Source organism: Paenibacillus barcinonensis (assembly GCF_003217495.1).
In the GTDB taxonomy this organism is placed as follows: domain Bacteria; phylum Bacillota; class Bacilli; order Paenibacillales; family Paenibacillaceae; genus Paenibacillus; species Paenibacillus barcinonensis.
Window position 1 is genome coordinate 1 of record NZ_QJSW01000013.1, and the last position, 22,869, is coordinate 22,869.

At 47.3% G+C, this 22,869-nt stretch carries 22 protein-coding genes, 1 other RNA gene and 1 pseudogene; 4 read left to right on the forward strand and 20 right to left on the reverse strand.

The genetic code is table 11. The features are described from left to right. The 3 genes and pseudogenes from DFQ00_RS29565 to DFQ00_RS18445 form a co-directional block, all read right to left on the reverse strand. Window positions 1–192, reverse strand: a pseudogene (locus DFQ00_RS29565) (hypothetical protein); the annotation flags it as partial. A 41-nt stretch (window positions 193–233) separates the two neighbouring features. Next, the gene (locus DFQ00_RS18440; RefSeq protein WP_110897958.1) at window positions 234–554 is read right to left on the reverse strand and encodes a transposase; all 321 of its coding nucleotides are present in this window, start codon (window positions 552–554) and stop codon (window positions 234–236) included. 162 nt (window positions 555–716) lie between these two features. Next, window positions 717–2,051 (reverse strand): PhoH family protein, encoded by a 1,335-nt coding sequence (locus tag DFQ00_RS18445; RefSeq protein WP_110897959.1) that lies wholly within the window; start codon window positions 2,049–2,051, stop codon window positions 717–719. A gap of 227 nt (window positions 2,052–2,278) precedes the next feature. On the opposite strand from DFQ00_RS18445, the gene DFQ00_RS18450 reads away from it, so the two are divergent. Continuing rightward, a complete protein-coding gene (locus DFQ00_RS18450) occupies window positions 2,279–2,935 on the forward strand; it encodes a YhcN/YlaJ family sporulation lipoprotein (protein WP_110897960.1) in 657 nt (218 codons plus the stop codon). 7 nt (window positions 2,936–2,942) lie between these two features. On the opposite strand, the gene DFQ00_RS18455 is transcribed toward DFQ00_RS18450, so the two are convergent. From DFQ00_RS18455 to DFQ00_RS18485, 6 genes are all read right to left on the reverse strand, one after another. Further along, complete coding sequence (locus DFQ00_RS18455) at window positions 2,943–3,395, reverse strand: pyridoxamine 5'-phosphate oxidase family protein (RefSeq protein WP_110897961.1); 453 nt, start codon at window positions 3,393–3,395, stop codon at window positions 2,943–2,945. A gap of 94 nt (window positions 3,396–3,489) precedes the next feature. Further along, window positions 3,490–4,551, reverse strand: a complete 1,062-nt coding sequence (locus DFQ00_RS18460; RefSeq protein WP_110897962.1) for an LCP family protein — start codon at window positions 4,549–4,551, stop codon at window positions 3,490–3,492. 91 nt (window positions 4,552–4,642) lie between these two features. Beyond that, window positions 4,643–4,939, reverse strand: coding sequence for a YlaH-like family protein (locus DFQ00_RS18465; protein WP_110897963.1), 297 nt, complete (start codon window positions 4,937–4,939; stop codon window positions 4,643–4,645). A gap of 312 nt (window positions 4,940–5,251) precedes the next feature. Further along, window positions 5,252–7,099 (reverse strand): translational GTPase TypA, encoded by a 1,848-nt coding sequence (typA, locus tag DFQ00_RS18475; RefSeq protein ID WP_110897964.1) that lies wholly within the window; start codon window positions 7,097–7,099, stop codon window positions 5,252–5,254. Window positions 7,100–7,285: 186 nt separating this feature from the next. Next, complete coding sequence (locus DFQ00_RS18480) at window positions 7,286–7,780, reverse strand: hypothetical protein (RefSeq protein ID WP_110897965.1); 495 nt, start codon at window positions 7,778–7,780, stop codon at window positions 7,286–7,288. A gap of 383 nt (window positions 7,781–8,163) precedes the next feature. Beyond that, window positions 8,164–8,823 carry a TerC family protein gene (locus DFQ00_RS18485; RefSeq protein WP_110897966.1) on the reverse strand — a complete coding sequence of 220 codons (660 nt, stop codon included), beginning with the start codon at window positions 8,821–8,823 and terminating at the stop codon, window positions 8,164–8,166. Between the two features lie 88 nt (window positions 8,824–8,911). Here DFQ00_RS18485 and DFQ00_RS18490 point away from each other — a divergent pair, with 88 nt between their 5' ends. Then, window positions 8,912–9,613: a TerC family protein gene (locus DFQ00_RS18490; protein WP_110897967.1), complete on the forward strand. Its 702-nt coding sequence runs from the start codon at window positions 8,912–8,914 to the stop codon at window positions 9,611–9,613. Between the two features lie 150 nt (window positions 9,614–9,763). On the opposite strand, the gene thiI is transcribed toward DFQ00_RS18490, so the two are convergent. The 6 genes from thiI to DFQ00_RS18520 all read right to left on the reverse strand — a co-directional run bounded on the left by thiI (window position 9,764) and on the right by DFQ00_RS18520 (window position 14,743). Further along, window positions 9,764–11,005 carry a tRNA uracil 4-sulfurtransferase ThiI gene (gene thiI, locus DFQ00_RS18495; protein WP_110898080.1) on the reverse strand — a complete coding sequence of 414 codons (1,242 nt, stop codon included), beginning with the start codon at window positions 11,003–11,005 and terminating at the stop codon, window positions 9,764–9,766. An 8-nt stretch (window positions 11,006–11,013) separates the two neighbouring features. Beyond that, entirely contained in the window at window positions 11,014–12,162 is a 1,149-nt protein-coding gene (locus DFQ00_RS18500; protein ID WP_110897968.1) for a cysteine desulfurase family protein, read from the reverse strand. A gap of 174 nt (window positions 12,163–12,336) precedes the next feature. Then, window positions 12,337–13,080 (reverse strand): lytic transglycosylase domain-containing protein, encoded by a 744-nt coding sequence (locus DFQ00_RS18505; RefSeq protein ID WP_110897969.1) that lies wholly within the window; start codon window positions 13,078–13,080, stop codon window positions 12,337–12,339. Between the two features lie 223 nt (window positions 13,081–13,303). Then, a complete protein-coding gene (locus DFQ00_RS18510; protein ID WP_110897970.1) occupies window positions 13,304–13,732 on the reverse strand; it encodes a hypothetical protein in 429 nt (142 codons plus the stop codon). Between the two features lie 35 nt (window positions 13,733–13,767). Continuing rightward, the gene (locus DFQ00_RS18515) at window positions 13,768–13,986 is read right to left on the reverse strand and encodes a DUF1540 domain-containing protein (protein ID WP_110897971.1); all 219 of its coding nucleotides are present in this window, start codon (window positions 13,984–13,986) and stop codon (window positions 13,768–13,770) included. Between the two features lie 250 nt (window positions 13,987–14,236). Beyond that, on the reverse strand, window positions 14,237–14,743 hold the full coding sequence (locus DFQ00_RS18520) for a YpuI family protein (protein WP_110897972.1): 507 nt from the start codon (window positions 14,741–14,743) through the stop codon (window positions 14,237–14,239). 302 nt (window positions 14,744–15,045) lie between these two features. On the opposite strand from DFQ00_RS18520, the gene DFQ00_RS18525 reads away from it, so the two are divergent. Beyond that, window positions 15,046–16,920, forward strand: a complete 1,875-nt coding sequence (locus DFQ00_RS18525; protein ID WP_110897973.1) for a S8 family peptidase — start codon at window positions 15,046–15,048, stop codon at window positions 16,918–16,920. Between the two features lie 135 nt (window positions 16,921–17,055). Here DFQ00_RS18525 and DFQ00_RS18530 read toward each other — a convergent pair whose 3' ends face one another. Further along, complete coding sequence (locus tag DFQ00_RS18530; RefSeq protein WP_110897974.1) at window positions 17,056–17,313, reverse strand: hypothetical protein; 258 nt, start codon at window positions 17,311–17,313, stop codon at window positions 17,056–17,058. A gap of 86 nt (window positions 17,314–17,399) precedes the next feature. Further along, complete coding sequence (gene pdxR / locus DFQ00_RS18535) at window positions 17,400–18,932, reverse strand: MocR-like pyridoxine biosynthesis transcription factor PdxR (protein ID WP_110897975.1); 1,533 nt, start codon at window positions 18,930–18,932, stop codon at window positions 17,400–17,402. A gap of 107 nt (window positions 18,933–19,039) precedes the next feature. On the opposite strand from pdxR, the gene DFQ00_RS18540 reads away from it, so the two are divergent. Beyond that, window positions 19,040–20,269, forward strand: coding sequence for an aminotransferase-like domain-containing protein (locus DFQ00_RS18540; RefSeq protein ID WP_110897976.1), 1,230 nt, complete (start codon window positions 19,040–19,042; stop codon window positions 20,267–20,269). Window positions 20,270–20,519: 250 nt separating this feature from the next. On the opposite strand, the gene rnpB is transcribed toward DFQ00_RS18540, so the two are convergent. From rnpB to DFQ00_RS18555, 3 genes are all read right to left on the reverse strand, one after another. Next, an RNA gene (gene rnpB / locus DFQ00_RS18545) (RNase P RNA component class A) lies at window positions 20,520–20,929 on the reverse strand. Window positions 20,930–21,019: 90 nt separating this feature from the next. Continuing rightward, complete coding sequence (locus tag DFQ00_RS18550) at window positions 21,020–22,135, reverse strand: Nif3-like dinuclear metal center hexameric protein (RefSeq protein WP_110897977.1); 1,116 nt, start codon at window positions 22,133–22,135, stop codon at window positions 21,020–21,022. Then, window positions 22,111–22,869 (reverse strand): tRNA (adenine(22)-N(1))-methyltransferase, encoded by a 759-nt coding sequence (locus DFQ00_RS18555; protein WP_110897978.1) that lies wholly within the window; start codon window positions 22,867–22,869, stop codon window positions 22,111–22,113. The genes DFQ00_RS18550 and DFQ00_RS18555 overlap by 25 nt, the downstream gene beginning before the upstream one ends.

Consider the following 22,869-nt stretch of genomic DNA (forward strand, 5'->3'; position numbering starts at 1 on the left):
GGCCTCCCACAATGCCGTAGTCATGCGAGGATAACCAAACTCTGGGTTTGCAAAATGAATCGCCATCATTTGTTCTTTGATTTCGCGGTCATGAGCCTCTCTTGCGTCTCGCTGCGGCTGGGTGGCTCGCCATTTGTAGTAACTCGATCGGGGTATCCCTGTAATCGATAACAGGCGTGTAATACCATGCAAGCTGCGCAGTTCATCTACAATGTGGTAGTTCTCCCGTTGGCTCAGCGCTTCTCCTTTACTAGATTTGGATACCGCTTTTTTAAATAATCTACCTGTGCTTGAAGGTAGTCTCGTTCTTCTTCTACACTGCTAAAAGCAGTACGGGAACGCCCCTTCAGTGGGTTCGGGACATTGTTTTTTCGCTCATCGAACGCTTCTCCGTTTTTCCACTTTTTCACCCAAACCTTCAGTTGTGAACAATTTCGAATTCCTTCGCGTTCAGCGACTACCTTGTAGCTCGAAGAACCTTCGACATATGATCTGACTGCATTCAATTTGAATTCTTCGGTATAGGTCTGAAACGTTTGTCCTTTTTTCGCCATAAAAATATCCCCTCCAAGTGTCACTTGAACCCTCATGATAACATGAAGGTTTTTTTAAGTGTCTACTTAAAGGGGATAATACCAGAGTAACTATTAGAGTCGGCTTTTTTTCAAACATTTTCCGGGAAATAAATCCAGAATGATTAGGTTCAAGCTGCTTTCTTACAACAAGTCTGCCGCCAGCTGAGCTAGCTTGGAACGTTCTCCTTTTTCAAGCATAATATGTCCGCTGATGCCCTCTTGTTTGAATCGTTCCACGATATACGTTAAGCCGTTACTAGCAGAGTCCAGATAAGGATGGTCAATCTGCTCAGGATCACCCATCAAAATAATTTTACTTCCTTCCCCTACCCGGGATACGATCGTTTTCACTTCATGCCTTGACAGGTTCTGGGCTTCATCAATGATGATGAACTGACCCGGAATGGATCTTCCGCGAATATACGTGAGTGCTTCTACCTGAATGCTGCCAAGACCCATCAGAATTTTATCAATATCGCCAGCCTTCTTGGTATCAAACAAAAACTCAAGGTTATCGTAAATAGGCTGCATCCATGGACGAAGCTTTTCTTCCTTCTCTCCTGGCAGATAGCCGATATCTTTACCCATAGGTACGACCGGTCTTGCAATTAGCAGCTTTTTATATTTGTGATCGTCCTCCACCTTCAGCAGTCCTGCCGCCAGCGCTAACAGCGTTTTACCTGTACCTGCTTTTCCAGTAATGGTCACCAGCGGGATATCATCATTCAACAGAAGTTCTAGTGCCATCCGTTGCTGTGCATTGCGTGCGCTGATCCCCCACACATTATCATTGCTGAGAAACAGCGGCTCCAGCTTGGTTCCTTCCGTATTCACTTTGAGCAAAGCGGATTTGTTCGTACCCATCTCATCCTTCAGAATGACAAACTCGTTCGGATAGAGTGAGTAGGACAGCTGCAATGGCTTGATCGGTAAGAAACGATATGTGTAAAACTCATCAATCACGGACGGATGAACCTTCAGTGCGGTATATCCGGGGTACATCTCACTGAGTCCAGCCGTACGATCCGATAAGTAATCTTGTGTGAACAATCCAAGGACGTCCGCTTTGATTCGTACAAGAACATCTTTACTGACAAGCACAACTTGATGCTCAACCACTTCTTTTTCATTTTCTTCAATCTGATAATTCAGCGCGACGGCCAAGATTCGATTGTCATTGGACACTTCCCCAAACATTTCCTGAACTTTCACAAAACTCCGATGATTCAGTTCAACCTTCAGATTGCCTCCATTCGCAAGAGGTACACCGCTATGCAGATGACCAAGCTCTCTAAGTCCATCCAGCAGTCTGGACACATTGCGGGCGTTACGTCCGATCTCATCGGCATTTCTTTTTTTGGAGTCAATCTCCTCCAGTACAACCGCGGGAATGATTACCTCATGTTCTTCAAAGGCAAATATGGCATTGGGGTCATGCAGAAGCACATTGGTATCCAATACAAAAATTTTTTTCATTCAATCCCCTCCAAAGCGGCGTCGTTAAATGCATGGGCTGGAACGTGTTCTCGGGAATGACGATGGGGCTCTATGAGCCGTCCGTTTCCCTTCATTCCCGAGTTCATCTTGGTCGTGTGATCTTCAGCAGCGGCATGGACAATCATGCTCCCATACATAAATGTATTCGACTAGGGCAAAATAATTGTCAACCATTCTGAAAAACTCCAAGAAAGGATTGAACTTTTATGAAAATGGGGATTTGCACACTGCTTCTGATCTTTATCCTGACAGGCTGTAACTCTTCTACACGCAATGCCTCACAGGAATTGCATGAGATGCACCCGAGAAGCTATGGAGGAAACATAACTACACAGCAGGAAGATCGAATGCATCCTTCACGGGTGAATCATTTGAACGAACATACCGATGAAGTTCATAACCTTAGTACTGCCGACGAAACAGAGACAGGCCGTATGACAAACCAAAAAAGAGTAAGTCACCTCAAAGCTCTGGCCAAGCAAGTTGAAGGAGTGAAAGATGCCAATTGTGTGATTCTTGGTAACACAGCTGTTGTCGGCATTGATGTAGATGGCGATCTGGAACGTGCTCGTGTCGGTACTATTAAATACTCCGTTGCCGAAGCGCTTCGTAAGGACCCGGAGGGTGTGGATTCCATCGTAACTGCCGATGCTGACGTCACTGAGCGCATCAAAGAGATTGGTGAACATATCCGCAAAGGACACCCGATTTCCGGTTTTGCTTCAGAGCTTGCCGATATGGTAGGCCGCATTATTCCGCAGCTTCCGAAAGACGTCAAAGTTCGTCAAAACCCGGATGCCCCCGCTCAGGATCAATATATGCAACAGCACAACTATGAAAAAAGACAACAAAAAGCCCAGTGATCTCTCACTAGGCTTTTTTCATGGCTGCAAAAACTTGCTCATCAAGCTTCTCCGCAGCACGCTGATCATATATTTTAACAAATTGAGGCACAGAGGACAGTTGAGCGCCATAAAACAGCGCATTTCTCACCGCTTCAATCGTAATGTCGAAACAGCACATATTAAAGGGGACATCCTGTAGCGGATCTTGCCGCACGGAAGCACGTCCATTCACCGCATATACCATCTCTTCACCAAAAACCGTAATCGTAATCAGCGGATTCTGGATCATATTGTTGACAAGACGGGAAAGATGGTCAATCGCCAGACGAAAAGTAGAAGCATTCTCAGCATAAATCCAGGAGATTGCTGTTGAAGTCGGACCTCCGGATTCAACATCCACAGTGCTCAAAAGCACAAAGGTCTCATCTTTGAATTGCTGTAACAGAGTTTCTGTTAATTGTGTGACGGCTTCGGACATTCAACCAGCCCCCTAACCTTCTTTATGCAATTCTTATCTTGTGATGTTATTATAACACACTGAGAACCCGGCTTCCAATCCCCACATCATAAAGCTACTGAGCTGTTGTCGTTGCCTTCACATTCCCTGCGAGTGTATCTTGAAGTGCCTGCTTTGCATTTGCCAATTCAGTCTCATTAATGTAAACATAAGGACTTCTCCACTCCCCGGTAACTGGAGTAAAGTGTACATCTGCAGTGGAAATATTCCAATAGGTAGCAATAAAATTTTTCATCTGCTCGGATTCCACATCCGTAGTCATATTTTTATCTACCGCACCAATGACCTTACCAATCTTCGTAATGCCGCCAAGAGATTTCATCTGATCCAGCATTGCGTTCATGACCTGATTTTGACGTTTGTTGCGATCAAAATCATTAGACTCTGCTGTTTTGGGTTTGCAATTGGATTTACGGTAACGAACGAAATCCAGTGCCTCTTTGCCATCCAGATGTTGGGGCCCAGCCTTCAAATTAATATCTGTATTGTCAGCGGTATCCCTGTAACACATGTTTTTATCCACCGTGACATCTACTCCACCTACAGCATTCACCGCATCACGAAAAGCTTGGAAGTTAATCACTGTAGTATAATTGATATCTACACCCAGATACTGCCCCATCATTTCTTTCATCTGATCTTCTGCCTTTTTACCCGAGGTCTTCTCCTGCGTTTTGAATCTTGGATAATAAGCGTTAAGTTTGTTGGACTTATATCCATCGAGCTGAATACGTGTGTCGCGTGGCAAGGATACCACCGTTGCTGTCTTCGTATTCGGATTAAGTGCAGCAACCATAACGACATCGGACAAAAACGTCCCTGTTTCGGGACGATTATCCGTTCCCAGCAATAACATTGTGAGCGGCTTCGTCGTCGCAGACATACCAGGAGGAACAGGCTTGTCTATTCCTGTATTCGCCACCTGATTATAAACCCAGTACACATACCCCCCGCCCACCAGAATGCTGATGACCAGTATACTCAGAACAAATTTTACAAACCCCTTCATGCGTTTCTTCTTCTTCGGCTGCTTCCCTTTACTATTTCTGTTTCCTGAAGTGCCGGATGAAATTGAAGCTTGTCTCCGTGGAGGCAGCCCGTTTGAATTTGAGTTCATATATTCAACACCTTTATCACATCTGTTTGGTCTATATATAACACAACCGCTTTCCCGAAGGAAAACGGATGTATTTATGCATAGACAGCATTTATGAGTTTCGAGCGGCAGCTTCCGCTTTTTTCTTTTGACGACCTTCAACGAAATAACGCACGCGCACTAACAGCATCAAACCTACCGCTACCAGCAAACATTGAATGATGGGCAGCTTGTCGATCTGAAAAATAAGAAGCATGAACGTGCCCATCGCCATCAAAATATACAATACAATTTCCTTACCGATCGGCAATTTCTGACGTACCCGAAAGACCTTGTTATACACGTAAGTAATCAGTACAAAGATGACGATATAGGCGATGATCGGGTGTGATGCAAACCATGCTTGCATGTTAAGGCATCTCCTTTCATGATCATGCTGTACAAAAATCAATTCATTGATTGGACCTTACTGCTGCACCATGAGATTCTTCGTCGCTCGTTCGACCGTTCCGGGTTCGGATCGTTCTTTTGATCGCTGTTGTCCCCGAATTTCTTTTGAACACTCTATCAAGTGTTGAAATTCGGTGACAAAGGCGAGCGCTTCGCTTCTTCAGAATCGATTCCTCTCCCTCCACTACCTGTGGCGAAAGGCAGGAATCATTCAATCGTGCAATGACGTCTCCTCAAACATTGACTTTTGTACCTCTTAGGATAGTCGGTATTACGCGTTATTTTGAGCCATTTTGCGTTGCTTTTCTGCACGCTCACGCTCGGATTTATTCAGAATTTTCTTACGAAGACGAATAGATTTCGGTGTAATCTCACAATATTCATCTTCATTCAGATATTCAAGGGCCTGTTCCAGCGAGAAGATAATCGGCGTTTTAATTTTAACCGTATCATCTTTACCTGAAGAACGAACGTTAGTCAGTTGCTTTTCTTTACAGATGTTGACAACGATGTCATTGTCTCGTGTATGCTCACCAACGATCATACCTTCGTAAATTTCTGTACCAGGCTCAAGGAAGAGCGTACCACGATCCTCAACACCCATCATTCCATAGAACGTAGATGTACCTGTTTCCGTTGAGATCAGCACGCCTTGGTGACGTCCGCCCACTTGACCGGATACGACTGGAGCGTAGCTGTCAAATGCGTGGTTCATTACGCCATAACCACGAGTCAACGTCAGGAAGTTGGTGCTGTATCCAATCAGACCACGTGCAGGAATCAGGAACTCCAGACGAACTTGACCGCTACCTGTGTTGATCATGTTAACCATCTCTGCTTTACGTGCGCCCAGGCTTTCCATTACGGAGCCCATGCTCTCTTCAGGGATATCAATCAACAAACGCTCGATAGGCTCCATTTTCTTACCGTCAATTTCTTTGACGATAACTTCTGGTTTAGATACTTGAAGCTCATAGCCTTCACGACGCATATTTTCAATCAGGATACCCAGGTGAAGCTCACCGCGTCCAGAAACGATAAATGCATCCGGGCTATCTGTTTCTTCAACACGAAGGGATACGTCTGTTTCCAGTTCTTTCAACAAACGCTCGCGCAGCTTACGGGAAGTTACCCATTTACCTTCGCGACCTGCGAATGGACTGTTGTTTACGAGGAATGTCATTTGCAGTGTTGGCTCATCAATTTTGAGAACCGGCAAAGCTTCGGGATTGTTCGGATCAGCGATTGTTTCACCGATGTTGATATCCTTAATACCCGCGATCGCAACGATGTCACCCGCGCCAGCTTCCTCTGTCTCTACACGCTTCAGACCTTGGAAACCGAACAGTTTCTCGATACGAGCTGTTTTGCTTTTGCCATCACGCATAATAACAGTAACGGATTGGCCTTGACGAATCACACCGCGGTTTACACGGCCGATAGCGATACGTCCGAGGTATTCATTGTAGTCCATAAGAGTAACGAGGAATTGCAGTGGCTCTTCAACGTTCTCTGTTGGATGGGGGATATGACTTACGATGGTATCGTAGATCGCCATCATGTTGTCATCTTGTTTGGCAGGATCGTCTTCCATGCTCGATGTTCCGTTTAATGCGGAAGCATATACGACAGGGAATTCAAGTTGCTCATCGTTGGCACCCAGTTCGATGAACAGGTCAAGTACTTCATCAATAACCTCAGCCGGACGAGCCGCTGGACGGTCAATTTTGTTTACAATAACGATTGGGGTCAGGTTATGCTCCAGCGCTTTACGAAGCACGAACTTCGTTTGGGGCATACAGCCCTCATAAGCATCAACAACGAGCAATACGCCATCAACCATTTTCATGATACGTTCTACTTCACCGCCGAAGTCGGCGTGTCCTGGTGTGTCCACAATGTTGATCAGGTAGTCTTTATAAGTTATAGCCGTGTTTTTGGCCAAAATCGTAATACCGCGTTCACGCTCCAAATCGTTGGAGTCCATTGCGCGCTCCTGTACCGTTTCGTGATCACGGAATGTACCGGATTGCTGGAGCAACTTGTCGACAAGTGTTGTTTTCCCGTGGTCGACGTGGGCAATAATCGCAATATTGCGAATGTGTTCTCTTGAATGCATGGTTTGTATCCATATCCTTTCCAATTTCAATTCTTATCTACTAAACTTCCCGCAAAATCGCGGGTTACTCACAAAATAAGCGTCGGTGATAACCCGACGCATGTCTATATCCCTTATATTATAGTTTATCATAGGTAAAAATCAAGATATTTCGCTCAAAACTGCACAGTTTAGGAGCGGATATGTTTACCACCCCCTGCCGCGGCCTGTTCGTCCTCGTCCAGCAAGCAACCAGACACCGCCCAGAATAAGCAGGACAGCAAACACATAAATGATGCCGGTTTGTAATAGTGTAAACGCCAGCAAAACAACAGATACCGCCCCGATAATCAGTGCAGCCGGATAAACAAATTCGGGCCTGTGTCGCTCAACCATGCCATATCCAAGCAAACCTACAGCAACGCCCAGCAGCAGAACAGGCCACAGATTTCTCATCAGTCCGGCCCCCCAGATGTTCGTTATGCTGAACAGTACACCGTATACGGTAAGCACTCCCGCGGGTAATAATGACCAGCTAGGTGTCATGCGAGCATAAAATAATACATATAGCGCAATACCCGGTAGCAAAAGCAGGAGAGGCCAGAAGTTTCGACCGATAAATGCAAACACACCCAACTTGCCAAGCAAAATGACCAGCCCCGCAGCAACAATAAACAGACCGATCGCTTTTTCATTTTTCATCTTATTCACCTCTTGTTTTCATTAGCTATGTAATTTCCAAATTGCGCAAACTTTCAACAACTGAACACATTTCTAGTCGCAAAAACAAGCCATTTCACTGTCTATAGTGTATCTGATGTTTCTGCAAAAAACTATACTTGATGTTGAAAATACGCTCATCCTGCAATACCAAAACAAACATATCGAAGGTTACTGCTCCAACCTGATTCAGTCCTTCTATACAAGCGTATAATGACTCGATATGATCCTTTATTCCCTTAGCCAGGAACATTTATAAATTTAGCCGCCCCTATCATTACCTTATTCTTTTACATATGCCAAAAAGGGGGCTCAACCCTGAGACACCCCACCTATCATCAGCACTCATTTTATTTCAGAACCCTCTAAGCATTGCGGCGAACGAAGCGGTGAGCCCCTCCTGCCGTAATAACCAGACAAGCCATCGCTGCCGGCAACATTGCATGTGCTTCCGCTGCCATACCGCCCAGCCACTCTCCAAGCTTCGGATCCTTCACTAACATCTCCCCCGCCGTAAATGCGAGTATGCCTGATCCCGCATATACCAGAATGGGAAAACGCTTCAGCAAACCGACAATCATTCCGCTACCCCATACAACGATAGGAATGCTGATTGCAATTCCAATGACAATCAAAGCCAGATCCCCATCCGCCAAAGCAGCAATCGCTAATACATTATCCAGACTCATCACAAAATCTGCAACCAGAATCGTTTGAATCGCCTTCCAGGTTGTAGATGCATTGCGAATATGTACTTCGTCATCGTTCTGAAGCAGCAGTTTAAAGGCAATCCAGAATAATAACAATCCACCCGCCGCCTGAATAAATGGAATGCCGAGCAGCAATACCGCTGCAAACGTAAGCACACAACGTAGAAGCACCGCACCAAATGCCCCCCACCATACCGCCTTTTTACGTTGAGCCGCAGGCAAATCTTTACTTGCCAGTGCAATGACTACAGCATTATCTCCACTCAGCACCAGATTGATCATTAAAATTTGCGTTAACAGCCATAATGTATCCATGTCCTCATCCCCCCACTCTAACTTGTATGTGGAAGTTGTACATGCTATTCTTAGTGATTGAAGAATATACAGGGAGTGACATATTGCCATGGAGCTGTTTAGTCCTGCATTCTGGCTGGCTTTGTTGAACGTTGTCTTTATTGATCTGATCCTGGCTGGCGATAATGCCATCGTTATTGGTCTTGCAGCCAGAAATCTACACCCTTCTGTACAAAAAAAGGCCATTTTGTACGGCACAGGCGGCGCCCTTCTCATTCGAATTGTGGCTACCGTCGTTGTATTATGGCTGCTTAAAGTACCTTGGTTGCTGCTCGTAGGAGGCTTGCTGCTCATCTGGATTGCCTACAAGCTGCTCGCTGATCAAGGCGATGAGCACACCGACATTCAGGCAGGAACATCCCTCTGGACCGCTGTGCGTACGATTATTATCGCGGATGCGGCCATGGGACTTGACAATGTGATTGCCGTAGCGGGAGCTGCGCAGCAGCATCTGGTGCTTGTCATCCTCGGACTACTGATCAGTGTGCCCATTATTGTTTGGGGCAGCACCCTGTTTATCAAATTGATTAACAGGTTTCCATGGATTATTTATGTTGGCGCGATTGTACTGGGCTACACCGCCTCCAACATGATTACCGAAGAGAAGCGGCTCATGCCTTTTTTCACCGAGCACCCTGCACTGCGCATTCTATTCATTATTGTGGTGATTGTCGGCGTTGTCATTGCAGGTTATCGCAAACGCAGTGCCAGCAGTAAAGCTCAGGGTGAACGCCAGCGTTCCTATTCTTAGGAGACAGCGCAGAAACCCGTTGCTCTGCATATGAATATGTTCACAGCAATAAAAACAGGACTGTCCGTTTATGTCGGTCAGTCCTGTTTTGTGTCTATTAACATTTCAATTGTTATGTCTACCCTGCTCTTGACTTCAAAAATACGCCTTTCAGAACCAGTCATCCTTCATCTCATTGTTCTCTGACTGCCCAGTAAGCACGGGAGCTTCTCCCGCATGCAATATAATTGTTTCGGTCTGTTCAACCGCCTGATCCAGCCATTCCGGCAGCTGGCTCATCGTTGCTTCAATTTTGTCAACGATGCGAAGATTAGGATTGGTGGCCGGAGATTTTGGAACAAACAATGTACAACAATCCTCATAAGGCAAAATGGAAATATCATAGGTGCCAATCTGTTTGGATAGTGTAACAATCTCCTGTTTGTCCATCATAACCAGCGGCCTCAGTAGCGGCAGGTCCGTAGCGCGTCCGATGACATTCATGCTTGGAAGCGTTTGGCTCGCAACCTGACCCAGACTATCTCCGGTAATCAGGGCAAGGGCACGCTCACGCTCAGCCAGCTTGGTTGCAATACGCAGCATCGAACGACGCATTAGTGTAATAATCAGATTGTCCTGCCCCAACTGGGTGAACGCTGTCTGAATCTCCGTGAAAGGAACGAGATGCAGCTTCATCGTACCTGCATGATCGGCAAGCGCACGAGCCAGATCAATGACCTTTTCTTTGGCACGCTGACTAGTAAAAGGATAACTGTAGAAGTGCACACACTCTACTTCCAAGCCACGACGCATTGAAGACCATGCCGCTACAGGGCTGTCAATGCCACCAGATAACAACACCATCGCTTTGCCGTTTGTTCCGAGCGGGAATCCGCCTGCGGCAGCAATGACTTCACTGAAGATATACGTGCCTTGCTCGCGAATTTCCACCCGTAGCTCAATATCAGGATCACGGACATCCACCTTCAGCTGCTGAAATTTGCGTAGAATCGGCGAGCCGACCAGATGATTGGTTTCATGAGAAGAATGCGGGAACGCCTTCCATACCCGCCGCGCATTTACTTTGAAGGTTGTGCCTTCTCCGAATTCCTCAGCACGCTCATCCATAAATGCAACCGCCGTTTGCACAATGGCATCCATCTCAGACGGAGTAACTTTGACAGGGCTAATTGACATTACACCAAATACTCGCTTTAGCACCGGGATGAGCTGTGTATGAGACTCCCCGCCGAGATCCACGTAAACCCGTCCGTATTCTTTACGCAGCGATGCTCCAGGGTAAGGCTTGAGCAGCGCTTTGACTTGAGTAATAATCGTTTTTTCGAAGCGCGCACGATTTTTGCCTTTTAACATAAACTCTCCAAAACGAAGCAGCAGCATATCATAATTCAACATTTAATTCACATCCGCCTTTCGAGTGGACGCAGCCGCGCCACCATTTGATGCAGTGCCTGTTCCAGCATAGCCGCATCCTCTTCTGTATGTTCATCACCAAAACTAATTCGTAGTCCCCCCGCAGCGCAGGCAGCCTCTCTCCCCATCGCAAGCAATACACGACTCGGTTCAGCTGAACGAGAGGAGCAGGCAGATTGGGTAGATACAGTGCACCCCAACTGCTCTAGCGTATGAAGTGCCACCTCTGCCTTCATGCCCGGATAAGAGAAGTTCACGATATGTGGCGCCCCTTCTTTGGTGCTATTGAGCTCCAATCCGGGAATAACGGCTATCGTATCTATCATTCGATCACGAATAACTCGTATGCGTCTTGCAAAATCAGGCTGAGACTCTGCCGCAATTCGCATCGCTTTAGCCATACCCACGATCATGGCTACGTTCTCTGTACCTGCCCTGAGGCCATGTTCCTGCGAACCGCCTGACAGGAGAGAGGTAAGCTCGACACCATCTCGCACATAGAGCAGCCCCGTCCCCTTCGGCCCTCGAACTTTATGAGCAGACAGGCTGTACAGATCTGCTTTCCACTGGGCCGGGGCCACAGGCAATTTTCCGAAGCCCTGAACACCATCTACATGAAAAAGAACCCGTGGTGCCTTTTGCTTCAGCTGCTGGCCAATCTCCTGCACCGGATGAACTGTACCGGTTTCATTGTTCACATGCATTAAACTGACAAGCACCGTATCTGAACGTACAGCCTCAATCACCTGCTCCGCAGTGACCCTGCCTTCGGAGTCCACCGGTAAAAAGGTTACTTCCCAGCCCCACTGCTGTAACTGAAGCACACTCTCATATACAGAAGCATGCTCGGCGGCGGTCGTAATAATATGTTTCCCCCTTGAAGCATAACGTAGCGCTGCCCCTTTGATTGCAAGATTGTTGCTCTCCGTAGCCCCGGATGTAAAGATGATCTCATCCGCTTTGACACCAATAGCAGCTGCACAGCCCGCACGTGCCCGGCGCAGCAATTGATCTGCACGTTCACCATATCCGTGGATGGAAGACGCATTACCGAACTGCGCTTCCATAATTTCTGTTATTGTGCGAACCACCTCAGGATGCGGGGGGGTCGTTGCAGCATAATCAAAATATTTCAAAACGAGGTGTCCCCTCCTTATCAGTTCGTTCATCAACCTACAGTGAGCATTGTAACACGATCTCGTTACAACACAAAAAGACCAACCAGAAGCAGTCTGTAGGTAAGCCCCGCCTTTTGTGTTGGATCTTTGTGGACAGCATCGGCTGCCAATCGCTGTATTCAACAAAATTAATTAAAGCATATATTTAGAGCGAGCCCGTTCCACCTTGGAAATATAATTTTGAGTTTCTACAGGTAGAAGATGAAGCATGCTCATCAGCTCGTTATCGCTCGTAACCCCAAGTCTGGATAATCTTCCGGGTCCAGCATTATAAGCAGCCAAAGCCATCTTTTCCTGACCTCCAAAACGCTGGAGCTGAAGTGACAAATATTTGGTTCCTGCATCAATATTTTGAGCCGGGTCAAATGAATCACTCACGCCAAGGCCTGCAGCTGTGCCATCCATTAATTGCATGAGACCCTTCGCCCCTGCAGATGAGACTACATTCGGATTAAATCCTGATTCGGTATCAATAACAGCCTTGATTAAAGATTCGGGTACACCATATTTGATACTTGCCTGTGCGATCAGCGATTCAAAATCGGTTGGTACCGATTTACCGGAATCCACTGCTCCTGCAGCAGAGGATGCAAGCACAGCATTCAGAGCATTCGCATGGGTTGTACTTCCTGTGTGCATGTCAGGGCTATATGTACTGCCAAGTTGCAGCCACAGCAGGCCATCATTCGATCTTTTGGAGAGTATAGCCTGATTCTCCGAGTCACTTCCACCATTAGCATTTGTATTTAACAAACCACTGATTACATCCGAAAAATCATTTGTTGAATCAGCCGCAGCCGATCCGCTCGTTTGGTTGCTCATATTAGACAATTGCAGCTCCAGTAGCTGTCGCGCACTTCGTGGATCAATCTGCATGTGTTCTGCTCACTCCCGTTTCATTTAACCTAGCTGACTTTATTCTACATCGTTTTACATACAGGTTCCATCATTTTCATAAAAAATAATCAATTCAACGTTCAGACATGCGTTAATACGAAAAAAAGCCTTCTATCCTTCACCATGAACAAGTGAGGACAGAAGGTTTGCAGATCTTTACTGACGCGATCATGGCGAGGCCCAATCCCGTCATTCCATTTGTTTAACGTGCAAAAGGGAGCATAAAAAAGTAACTCAGCGTAGCAACAATACCTAGCCCGATCGACCAGGCTCCTGCTGTTTTGCGACCGTTCACAAACGCATAATACCCAAGCACAGCCGCCGCCGGGCCAAGCACAATGGACCACATAAACAAAGAAGCGATACCAAAGGCAAGACCCATATAGCCTGCTGCTCTGCCCGTAGATTCCATCACCCGGTCTGCTTCATGCTTCACAGGCACGGCATCAGCAGGAACTTCATCCTTACGAGCTGTGCGCTCTCTCCTCACAGCTGCTGGCGGTGCCATCTCTGCCCCGTATTCCTCGCGGAATGCTTTTCTCGGGTAGTCCACACGCTGACGTTGATGTTCACCACGTCCATCGGTATTGTAACGCTCCAGCGGATTATCCTTAAAATCATCATTCTTCACGTGAAAGCACCTCCGTTATTCAATAGGATGACTGCTTACTTAGGTTTGAATGTATGGCAGCAGGTAGCTGATGAGGTACGTGCATGATCATGATGGTCGGAGTCGAAGGTCTCCCCGGCAAATTCCTCATGCAAACGACGGGTAGCGTGCTGGTCGATGTCAATCATGATGGCATCGGCCTGACAGAAGTTGTTTTCTCCCCAGAAATGACAGTTAGATACGCTGCATTTGACAATTGGTTTGTCATGGCTCATTTTTTTATCACCTCGACATGTATTGTTGCCCCGCGTGAAATCCGATATTCTCCGGCTAAATGCCAGATGATAACAGGTCAGAAGCAAACCCGCGCCTAATGCAGCCCCTCCCCTCACTACAGCACAAAAAAACCGCCACAAGGGCGGTTTTTTCTTGGAAAATTATTGTAATTAATTTAATTGTTTACGCTGGTATTAACCTGTGTTCAGACCGGAGATCTGACTTTTCAGCACACAACTAAAACCAGAATTAAGCGTGATTACGTTGGTTCTGCATACGGCGCTGAGTCAGATAGTCACTTTCATAATATGCCAGGTCATCGCGCAATTCCTCATATGTTTTGGAAATTTCAAGAATAACGTCGCGTACGGCACGAACGGGCTTATCACGGAAGCGAATGGCATCCTGACCAGTGTAAGCGTATCTTCCATCCTCGGAATAGCACTCATTTTTCGGATAGAAAAAGCCGTTTACACTTTGGTGATACGTATTATAAAGAGCCTTTTCGGCAAATTCGACATCAAAGTTGGCACGACGCAGCACAACGCCAAGTTTTTCGTAAGAAACTTCAGAAAAAACGAGCAAATGACGGAGATCTGATAGGAATCCTTTGTAGAAGGCTGTTGATTCCTCCGTCTGATTCTGATCCAGTTCAGGCAAAGCATTTTCATTCAAAAACTTTTCGATCCGATCGATCGCCGGTTTTAACTTTTCCCTAGTTGACTCACATGTTTTCTGTACATTGGCTGCTGACATAAAGGTAGCTCCCCCTTAAATAAGTCCTTACATATTTACATATAGGTCGGCCAAAAAACATCTGTTCCTGACCTTTTGAATACTCAGATACAATCCTACCATAAAAAGTTGACGAGCGGTATCCCTTAATCTCGCTTTCCATGCCTGTCACGGAAACTGCTGTATAACGGGCACAGAAACTGAAACTCTTTTGCATAAAAATTTGTCCTTCTCCTAACGCTAACTACAATCCATAACAAGCCGCGATGCGTACAAACACATCAAATAAGCTTGTTCATCATGAACGAAGGAGGTTCTGTTCCATGTCCAGACCACGATGGATGAACTGGGCTCTGGCCGCAGGTGCTGGAGCGCTCGCGCTCACATTACTGCTTCCCACATCCAATCGCACCATGCCCAGACCAAGTGCGCTACAGGAAAATCCTCAGAAGGAACATGCAAGCAAGCAACGCCTGAAGGTTCAGGATATCAAAGCCACAGACCTGCTTACTCGGGTTGATGCCAAGCAGCATCTTGGTATGATGCTTAACAAAACTGCTACGATGAACGAAGCACAGATCACCCGATACATGAAGCAGCTTCAGGATTCACACGGTCACATTCGTTCAATCCAGCTCATGAACACAAATGGCACATCAAGCAAACGATTTGATCGTACAGTCAAACCAGCAGGCAGGCTCGAACAACAGAAATTAAATCATACGTGGAATCTGGCAAAACAGGCAGTAAACAAACGTCAGAGCTTTGAGTCCTCTTCGTTTCCAATGGGAAAAGAAAAATATTTTGTAGTAGGACAGCCCTCCAAGGATGGTAAACGAGCAGTGATCGCTCTGTTCAGTCAAAATGTTCTTAATGCCGTGGAAGAACATCAGCGCAAAAATTTGCGAATGATCCCGTACCCGCGTGAAGGGAAATTCAGAATCGAGTCGGTGCATCCCGATACCTTGAATGAAATTACAGTCAAGACCGGACATGACAACGCGAATGCCAGCCATTTTTACGAAAATGAAATCGTCATTCGCTTCCGGCAGGACCCCAGTGAGCACGATATGCGAATCATTCATTCGGACTTGAAAACACAATCTGCGCGCAAGCTTGGGTATACGTATGTTTTTCGATCCGAGACGATGAATTATAAACAATTGCACGACTACTTTGGAAGTAAATGGAACCCGCTATATATGGAGCCTCACTATATGTATTTAACCAACGAAGCACCCGCTGAACAAACCGATGTCACCATCCCTAACGATGTACTGTTCTCCGATTATCAGTGGAACCTGCCTGCCATCGAGACGAATCGTGGATGGAATATTACCAAGGGAAACAAGGATGTCATCGTAGCCGTCGTGGATACAGGAGTTGATGTGAATCACCCGGATCTCAAAGGCAAATTGCTCGAAGGATACAATGTTGTGAAGCCGGGTAGCAAGCCGATGGATGATGTGGGACACGGTACACATGTTGCCGGCATTATCGGAGCGATCGTGAACAATAATGAAGGCGTGGCTGGCATGAGCTGGTACAACAAGGTGCTGCCTGTCAAGGTGCTCGACAACTCGGGATCAGGCACAACGTATGCTGTTGCTGAAGGAATCATCTGGGCAGCGGATCACGGCGCTAAAGTCATTAACATGAGTTTGGGAAATTATGCGGATGCCCAGTTTCTGCATGATGCTATCAAATATGCTTTTGACCGGGATATCGTGCTCATTGCAGCCACAGGCAACGATAATACCGAGCGTCCAGGCTACCCTGCCGCGTACCCGGAGGTTTTTGCTGTCTCTGCCACTGACCCGGATATGAACAAGGCCTCTTACTCCAACTACGGGGATTACGTCGATGTGACTGCTCCAGGTTCAAGCATCGCCAGTACGTACCCGGATAATCAATATGCCGCTCTGTCAGGCACATCCATGGCAAGTCCGCACGTCGCTGCACTTGCTGGCCTGATTCGCTCTCTGAATCCAGACCTGAGCAATACCGAGGTGATGGACTTGATGCGACAGAGCGTTATTGATCTGGGCGATCCGGGACACGATAAATATTACGGCTACGGTCAGATTGATGTATATAAAGCGCTGCGAGCCGCTTCGGGTAGCAGTGCCCCGCTGCAATTTTGGCCGCAACATGTCAGACAACAGATGGATAATACGCTGAAAAAACATATTCGGTAATATGTTCAAAATATTTCGCTAGCCTGCAACGACTTGTCCCGACTATATTAAAAGCAAATAACAAAAGCAGCTGCGCCTCGGGGCGTATGCTGCTCTTTTGGTTTGAAGCTGTTTCCCCCGAGGCACTCGCTGCGACTAGCGCTTGCGAGAAGTTGTGCGGGCTTTGCCTGATTTTTTCACGGATTTTTTCTTGTGGCTGGACACATACAGCGGTCCTGGTCCTTCTTCCTTCACAACAACAGGATACATATGGTGAGGGATCGGAACGCAGTGATGCTGCTTTACAATTTCAATCGGGTGAATAACAGGCACGATCTGTGGAATGTAATAATCTTGAACAACCTGGATCGGGTCACATACAATTGGAGAAACCTGTGGACAGCAATGGTTCATTTTTAAACCAACTCCCTTTCAAGTGATACTATAACCTATTGCAGTTCACCCCAAGTGGTATGGATGGATGTCCATAGTCAAAAAAATTATATGAGCGGCAGCCTGTCAGCCGCTAACCCAGCTTGCTGAGAGGTGTATCGTTCAATCACACTGCATAACGTAATTAGTCCTTGCCGCAGCGCTTGTTCGCTGGTCACTGTGAAACAGATCCGTAAGCTTGGCGTATCACTCTCCCCGACAAAACAGGCTGATCCCGGCAAAAAGGATACCCCTGCAGCAAGAGACTGCCGATGCAGCTCATGCATATCAAAGCTCCCGTGCAATTCAAGCCACAAATTCAGCCCTCCATCTGGAAGACGCCATTGCATTGCCTTCGCTGCATGCTCGTCCAGCACTTTGGAAGCAGCACATAGCCGTGCATACAATTTCTCTCGAAGCTCATGGACATAAACATCATATTGATGATGTATGTACGTCTGAAGGGCCTTCTGGGTCATTAGCGGACTCCCCAGATCAGCTGTAGATTTGGCAGCGACAAGCCGGGTTAGCACACTTCCATCGGCAATCGCACAAGCTATACGGCAACCCGGAGACAGCACCTTGCTGAAGCTTTTGATGTAAACGACATGTCCGGCACTATCCATGGATTTGATGGAAGCTGGGGGCGGTTCATGAAAATACAGATCAGCAAAAGGATCATCCTCAAGAATAAGACAATGATAGCTTTGCGCAATGTTAAGCAGCTGTGCCCGCCTTCTGGCACTCATCGTTATGCCCGTCGGATTGTGGTATGTAGGAACAGTATATATCAGCTTCGGTGCATAAGTATCACACAGTCGGGTCAGCAGGTCGATACGCATGCCTTCATCATCCATAGGAACTGTAATAATCTTGGCCCCACGGCTTGTAAATACATCAATAGCTCCTGTGTATGTTGGAGCCTCCATGTATACAACATCGCCAGGCCCAACAAATGTACGTGCCACCAGATCAATCCCCTGCTGTGCACCGCTCGTGATTAACATTCGTTCAGGAGCCGCCTGAAGTCCACGAGAAGTGAAATGTGCAGCAAAGGTCTGTCTTAATTCCCAATCCCCCTGAAATGACCCATATGCCGCCATACGCTCCGTATGATCCGATGTGAGATAGTAGGCACTGTCAATGATATCCCGCGTAGGCAGTAGCTCTGGCTGGATCGCAGACATATGCAGTTCGTACCGAACCTGTGGAGAGACATCAAAATGCCGCCACAGCTGCGCTCTTGGCAAATAGTCGATCAATGTCATCTGCCAGTCCAGCGCTGTCCCTGAATCGCTGCTCCCCTTCCTGTGAACCGTACCAGCACTGTCCTCTTTAGTTCGGGTTACTTGGGCAGAATCCCGAGATCCAGTCACATAACAGCCTTTGCCTTGAGAGCAGCAGATAAGCTGTATGGCCTCCAGTTCCGCATAGGCTTTCGTCACCGTGACCAGGCTTACGCCCAAATCAGCAGTCATTTTGCGAACAGAGGGCAACCGGGTCCCCGGTTCAATTAATCCCGACCGAATGCGGTCAGCAATCGTCAGAGCAATCTGCACATACAACTTGGCACTGCTCCCCCGTTTCAGTTCAATATGCATAATCGCTCCCCTAACTGTTATGATCGTTGTTTTACTGTTATAGTGCGCTCTATCTATTATAGTTTATAATGTCAGTATAACAGTGAATAACAGGAGATGAGAATATAATGAGTACACCTTGGTCTAAAATGGCACAAAACACCCCGTCCTCTGTCGTTCGCGACATGTTACAGGCCGCACAAGCGCCCGGAATGATTTCACTTGCAGGTGGCCTTCCTGCACAAACATCGTTCCCGCTTGAAGCCATCCGCGCAGCTTACGAGAAAGTATTCATGAGCGGCTCAGCCGCTCTTCAATATGCAGAAACGGAAGGGTATCGTCCGCTTCGTGTCAAAATTGCTGAGCGTCTGGAAGCGAAAGGATTGCCCGCTTCACCTGATCATATGCTGCTCACTACGGGATCACAGCAATCCATTGATCTGGTCTGCCGCATCCTGCTTGATGCCGGTGACAGCGTACTTGTAGAATCACCTACTTATCTGGCGGCTCTGCAGGTCATCCAATCTTATCAGGGCGTATCACACGGCGTAGCTTGTGATGAACACGGTATGTTGCCGGAATCTCTGGAAGAGCAGCTTCAGCTGCACCGCCCAAAACTTGTCTACATTAACCCCACATTCTCTAACCCGACAGGCAAAGTGTGGTCCCGTGAGAGAAGACAACAAGCCGTGGATTTGTGCCGGAAATATGGTGTACTTATTCTGGAGGATGACCCTTACGGTGAAATTCGCTTTAACCCTGAACAGTTAGATGCGCCTGCTCTCGCAGCATTGGATGCTGCATCCTATGAAGGACCGTCTAACGTAATCTACACCAGCACCTTTTCCAAAACGGTAGCTCCGGGCCTTCGTACAGGCTGGATTCTCGCTGCTCCCGATATTGTTAAAATTGCTGCTCGCGCCAAGCAAGGCGCAGACCTGCACTCCAGCAGCATTGATCAGCGGGCACTGCACGCATTACTTGAGACGTTTGATCTGGATGCTCATATTCGCCACATCTCTCAGGACTATGAACAGCGCATGATCACGCTGACTGAGCTCATGACCCGCAAATCATGGGAGGGCATCACTTGGAACTCGCCGCAGGGCGGGATGTTCCTGTGGCTGACGCTTCCAGAAGGCATGCTTGCCAGCAACCTGTTCACATACGGCATTCAAGAGAAGGTATGTATCGTACCCGGGGATTCCTTCTATGCCGGAACACCAGAGCTTAACCGGATGCGGATTAACTTCACCCATACAGACCCTGAGCTGCTTCCTGAAGCCGTAGAACGTATGGATCGTGCCATCCAGCGCTGGCATGCTTCCAGCCAATCTGATCATGTGGTTACGATGTAACAAACTGTCATTCGATAGCATAACAGTTGACCGCTTTGGCCTTTTTGCAGGCAAAGCGGTTTTTCTTTTATTTGCTTTTTTGATTTTTTGCGCTAATTGCTTCTGACTGTTCTGTTTTCAGTCGCTGTGCTGCTTACGCTGGAATAAAAATAAGGCGTCAATTCCCCATATCGGAATCTGACGCCTTATTTTATATCACCTGTTATGTTGTGAACAGGAACTCATAAGTTAGTTTTGTTGTTGTTGCAGTTAGGAAAGCTTACCGTAAGCCGGGTTCTGTGCTCTTCGTGGTTCAAACGGGAACTACCCTCCCACCAGAAGCGACAATCATCTATCTAGGCCGTACATTGCTGCACAGCTCAAGCGACCAACCTAGACACACCTCGGGCTAAGGCTGTCTCCTCCGAAGAGGTGACCGTGTCCCTTTAGGTCTTGCTCCAGATGGGGTTTACCAGGAACGAAGTCACCAGCGTTCCTCGGGGTCTCTTACACCTCGGTTCCATCCTTGCCTGTACCGGATTACCCGGCCATCGGCGGTCCATTTCTGTGGCACTATCCTTCAACTCGCGCTGACTGGACGTTATCCAGCATCCTGCCCTGTGGAGCCCGGACTTTCCTCTCGTGGCAACGCAGGCCACCAGCGATTGTCTGTCAAACTTTCCGAACAACATTACATAGTATACAGGCAATTGCCTTCCCATACAAGATAAATATTAATGGAAATCAGCGTACAGACTGCTTTTTACCCATTTACAGAAAACGGAATACCTCCGTATCCACCCCGGATGCAGTCACCTTTGTCTCATATCGCTGATCCGAAAGCTGTGCACGCAGCCAATCCGCCGTTTTGGGCTTCATAATTTTTTCTATATTATGGCCCGGATCAATGATACACATGCCCGCCATCAAAGCATCATGTGCCGTATGATAGTCAATATCTCCAGTTACGATGACATCTGCTCCTTTGAAACGGGCTGTAAGCACATAGCGACTGCCTGAACCGCCGAGTACAGCCGCTTTCTTGATTTTTTTATTCAGATCACCGACAACACGCACTTGAGGAACGTTAAATTGCGCTTTGACGACCTGAGCCAGTTCAGCAAGGGTTTTAGGCTCCGTCAAAGGACCGAGACGCCCCAAACCAAGTGTACGACCTTTTAAATCCACAGCGTAGAGATCATAAGCCACCTCTTCATATGGATGCGCCTTTAACATCGCCTGAATCACCTTGCTTCGCAAGCTTTGAGGTACAAGCGTTTCAATCCGCATTTCTTCAACACGTTCCATGTGCCCCTGCGCTCCGATAAAAGGTTGTGTGCCTTCGCCCGGAACAAATGTACCTGTTCCTTCCGTATTAAAGCTACATTTGCTGTACTGACCAATGCTTCCTGCCCCGGCCTCCAGAATCGCTTGCAGCACCTGCTCATGATGTGTACGAGGGACAAATACGGCCAGCTTGTAGAGTTGATCTGTATGCACATCTTCCAGCGATTCCTTGCTCTCAATGCCCAGCGCTTCAGCCATCCAGTCATTAATGCCGCCCTCGGCTACATCGAGATTGGTGTGGGCAATATAGACCGCGATGTCGTTCTTAATCAGCTTCTCATACAGCTTGCCCATCGGTGTATCTGTACTTAGTGATTTTACCGGACGGAACATAATAGCATGGTGAGCAATAATCAGATTGGCTCCAATACGAATCGCTTCCTCCACGACTTCATCCGTAACATCCAGTGCCACAAGCACATGGGTAATTTCTTTTTGCAAACTTCCCAACTGCAGACCGATACGATCATCCGGTACAGCCAGATGTTTAGGAGCCAGTCGCTCCATTAGTTGGATTACGGTTTGACCTTTGGCAAGCATGCCAACACCTCCTGTAAACTGGTGATCAGCTCCTGTACCTCAGCTGCTTTGTCCCTGGACGATTCCTGATCGGATTTGGAGATGGATTGCAGCACTCCCTGCAACTTGTTAATCTCGCTCTCCCATTTGGCAAAAAACACTTCACTAACGCGGTCCGTCAGATACGGTCCCATACGAAGAAGTAAATCTTCGGTCAATTGCACGCCGTCTTTTAAAGGACGTGCCCGATATACCTCTTCATTTGTAATTGGACTGCTCTCCTTCGGCATCGCGGTAATAATCTCATAAATTTTTCCATCTTCCTCCAGGAGCTGCTCCGCTACGACAACCCAATGATGCTCCAGCAGCCAACGTCTCAGAATATCTTCACCTACGTTAGGCTGTAAAATCAGAAGCTGTACACCTTCCAATTTGGATAAGCCGCGATCCAGAATGGAAGCAATCAATGCACCGCCCATGCCCGCAATCGTAATGACATCCACTTCTCTTGCTGAGATCACATCCAGACCATCCCCGCGACGCACCGTAATTTTCTCTTGTAACCCGGCATCACTGACTTGCTTGCATGCAGCATCATATGGACCTGGATTAACTTCTCCCGCTACAGCCGTTGAAGCTTTGCCACTACGAATTGCGGCAACAGGTAACAAAGCGTGGTCCGAGCCAATATCCGCCATTCGGCTCCCTTCAGGAATTTGATCATGTATCCGTTGTAATCGATTCGAAAGTTTCAT

Coding starts and splice junctions, on each gene's coding strand:
- DFQ00_RS18440 (WP_110897958.1), bottom strand. CDS start 554: ATGGCGAAAAAAGGACAAACGTTTCAGACCTATACCGAAGAATTCAAA.
- DFQ00_RS18445 (WP_110897959.1), bottom strand. CDS start 2,051: ATGAAAAAAATTTTTGTATTGGATACCAATGTGCTTCTGCATGACCCC.
- DFQ00_RS18450 (WP_110897960.1), top strand. CDS start 2,279: ATGAAAATGGGGATTTGCACACTGCTTCTGATCTTTATCCTGACAGGC.
- DFQ00_RS18455 (WP_110897961.1), bottom strand. CDS start 3,395: ATGTCCGAAGCCGTCACACAATTAACAGAAACTCTGTTACAGCAATTC.
- DFQ00_RS18460 (WP_110897962.1), bottom strand. CDS start 4,551: ATGAACTCAAATTCAAACGGGCTGCCTCCACGGAGACAAGCTTCAATT.
- DFQ00_RS18465 (WP_110897963.1), bottom strand. CDS start 4,939: ATGCAAGCATGGTTTGCATCACACCCGATCATCGCCTATATCGTCATC.
- typA (WP_110897964.1), bottom strand. CDS start 7,099: ATGCATTCAAGAGAACACATTCGCAATATTGCGATTATTGCCCACGTC.
- DFQ00_RS18480 (WP_110897965.1), bottom strand. CDS start 7,780: ATGAAAAATGAAAAAGCGATCGGTCTGTTTATTGTTGCTGCGGGGCTG.
- DFQ00_RS18485 (WP_110897966.1), bottom strand. CDS start 8,823: ATGGATACATTATGGCTGTTAACGCAAATTTTAATGATCAATCTGGTG.
- DFQ00_RS18490 (WP_110897967.1), top strand. CDS start 8,912: ATGGAGCTGTTTAGTCCTGCATTCTGGCTGGCTTTGTTGAACGTTGTC.
- DFQ00_RS18505 (WP_110897969.1), bottom strand. CDS start 13,080: ATGCAGATTGATCCACGAAGTGCGCGACAGCTACTGGAGCTGCAATTG.
- DFQ00_RS18515 (WP_110897971.1), bottom strand. CDS start 13,986: ATGAGCCATGACAAACCAATTGTCAAATGCAGCGTATCTAACTGTCAT.
- DFQ00_RS18520 (WP_110897972.1), bottom strand. CDS start 14,743: ATGTCAGCAGCCAATGTACAGAAAACATGTGAGTCAACTAGGGAAAAG.
- DFQ00_RS18525 (WP_110897973.1), top strand. CDS start 15,046: ATGTCCAGACCACGATGGATGAACTGGGCTCTGGCCGCAGGTGCTGGA.
- DFQ00_RS18530 (WP_110897974.1), bottom strand. CDS start 17,313: ATGAACCATTGCTGTCCACAGGTTTCTCCAATTGTATGTGACCCGATC.
- pdxR (WP_110897975.1), bottom strand. CDS start 18,932: ATGCATATTGAACTGAAACGGGGGAGCAGTGCCAAGTTGTATGTGCAG.
- DFQ00_RS18540 (WP_110897976.1), top strand. CDS start 19,040: ATGAGTACACCTTGGTCTAAAATGGCACAAAACACCCCGTCCTCTGTC.
- DFQ00_RS18550 (WP_110897977.1), bottom strand. CDS start 22,135: ATGCTTGCCAAAGGTCAAACCGTAATCCAACTAATGGAGCGACTGGCT.
- DFQ00_RS18555 (WP_110897978.1), bottom strand. CDS start 22,869: ATGAAACTTTCGAATCGATTACAACGGATACATGATCAAATTCCTGAA.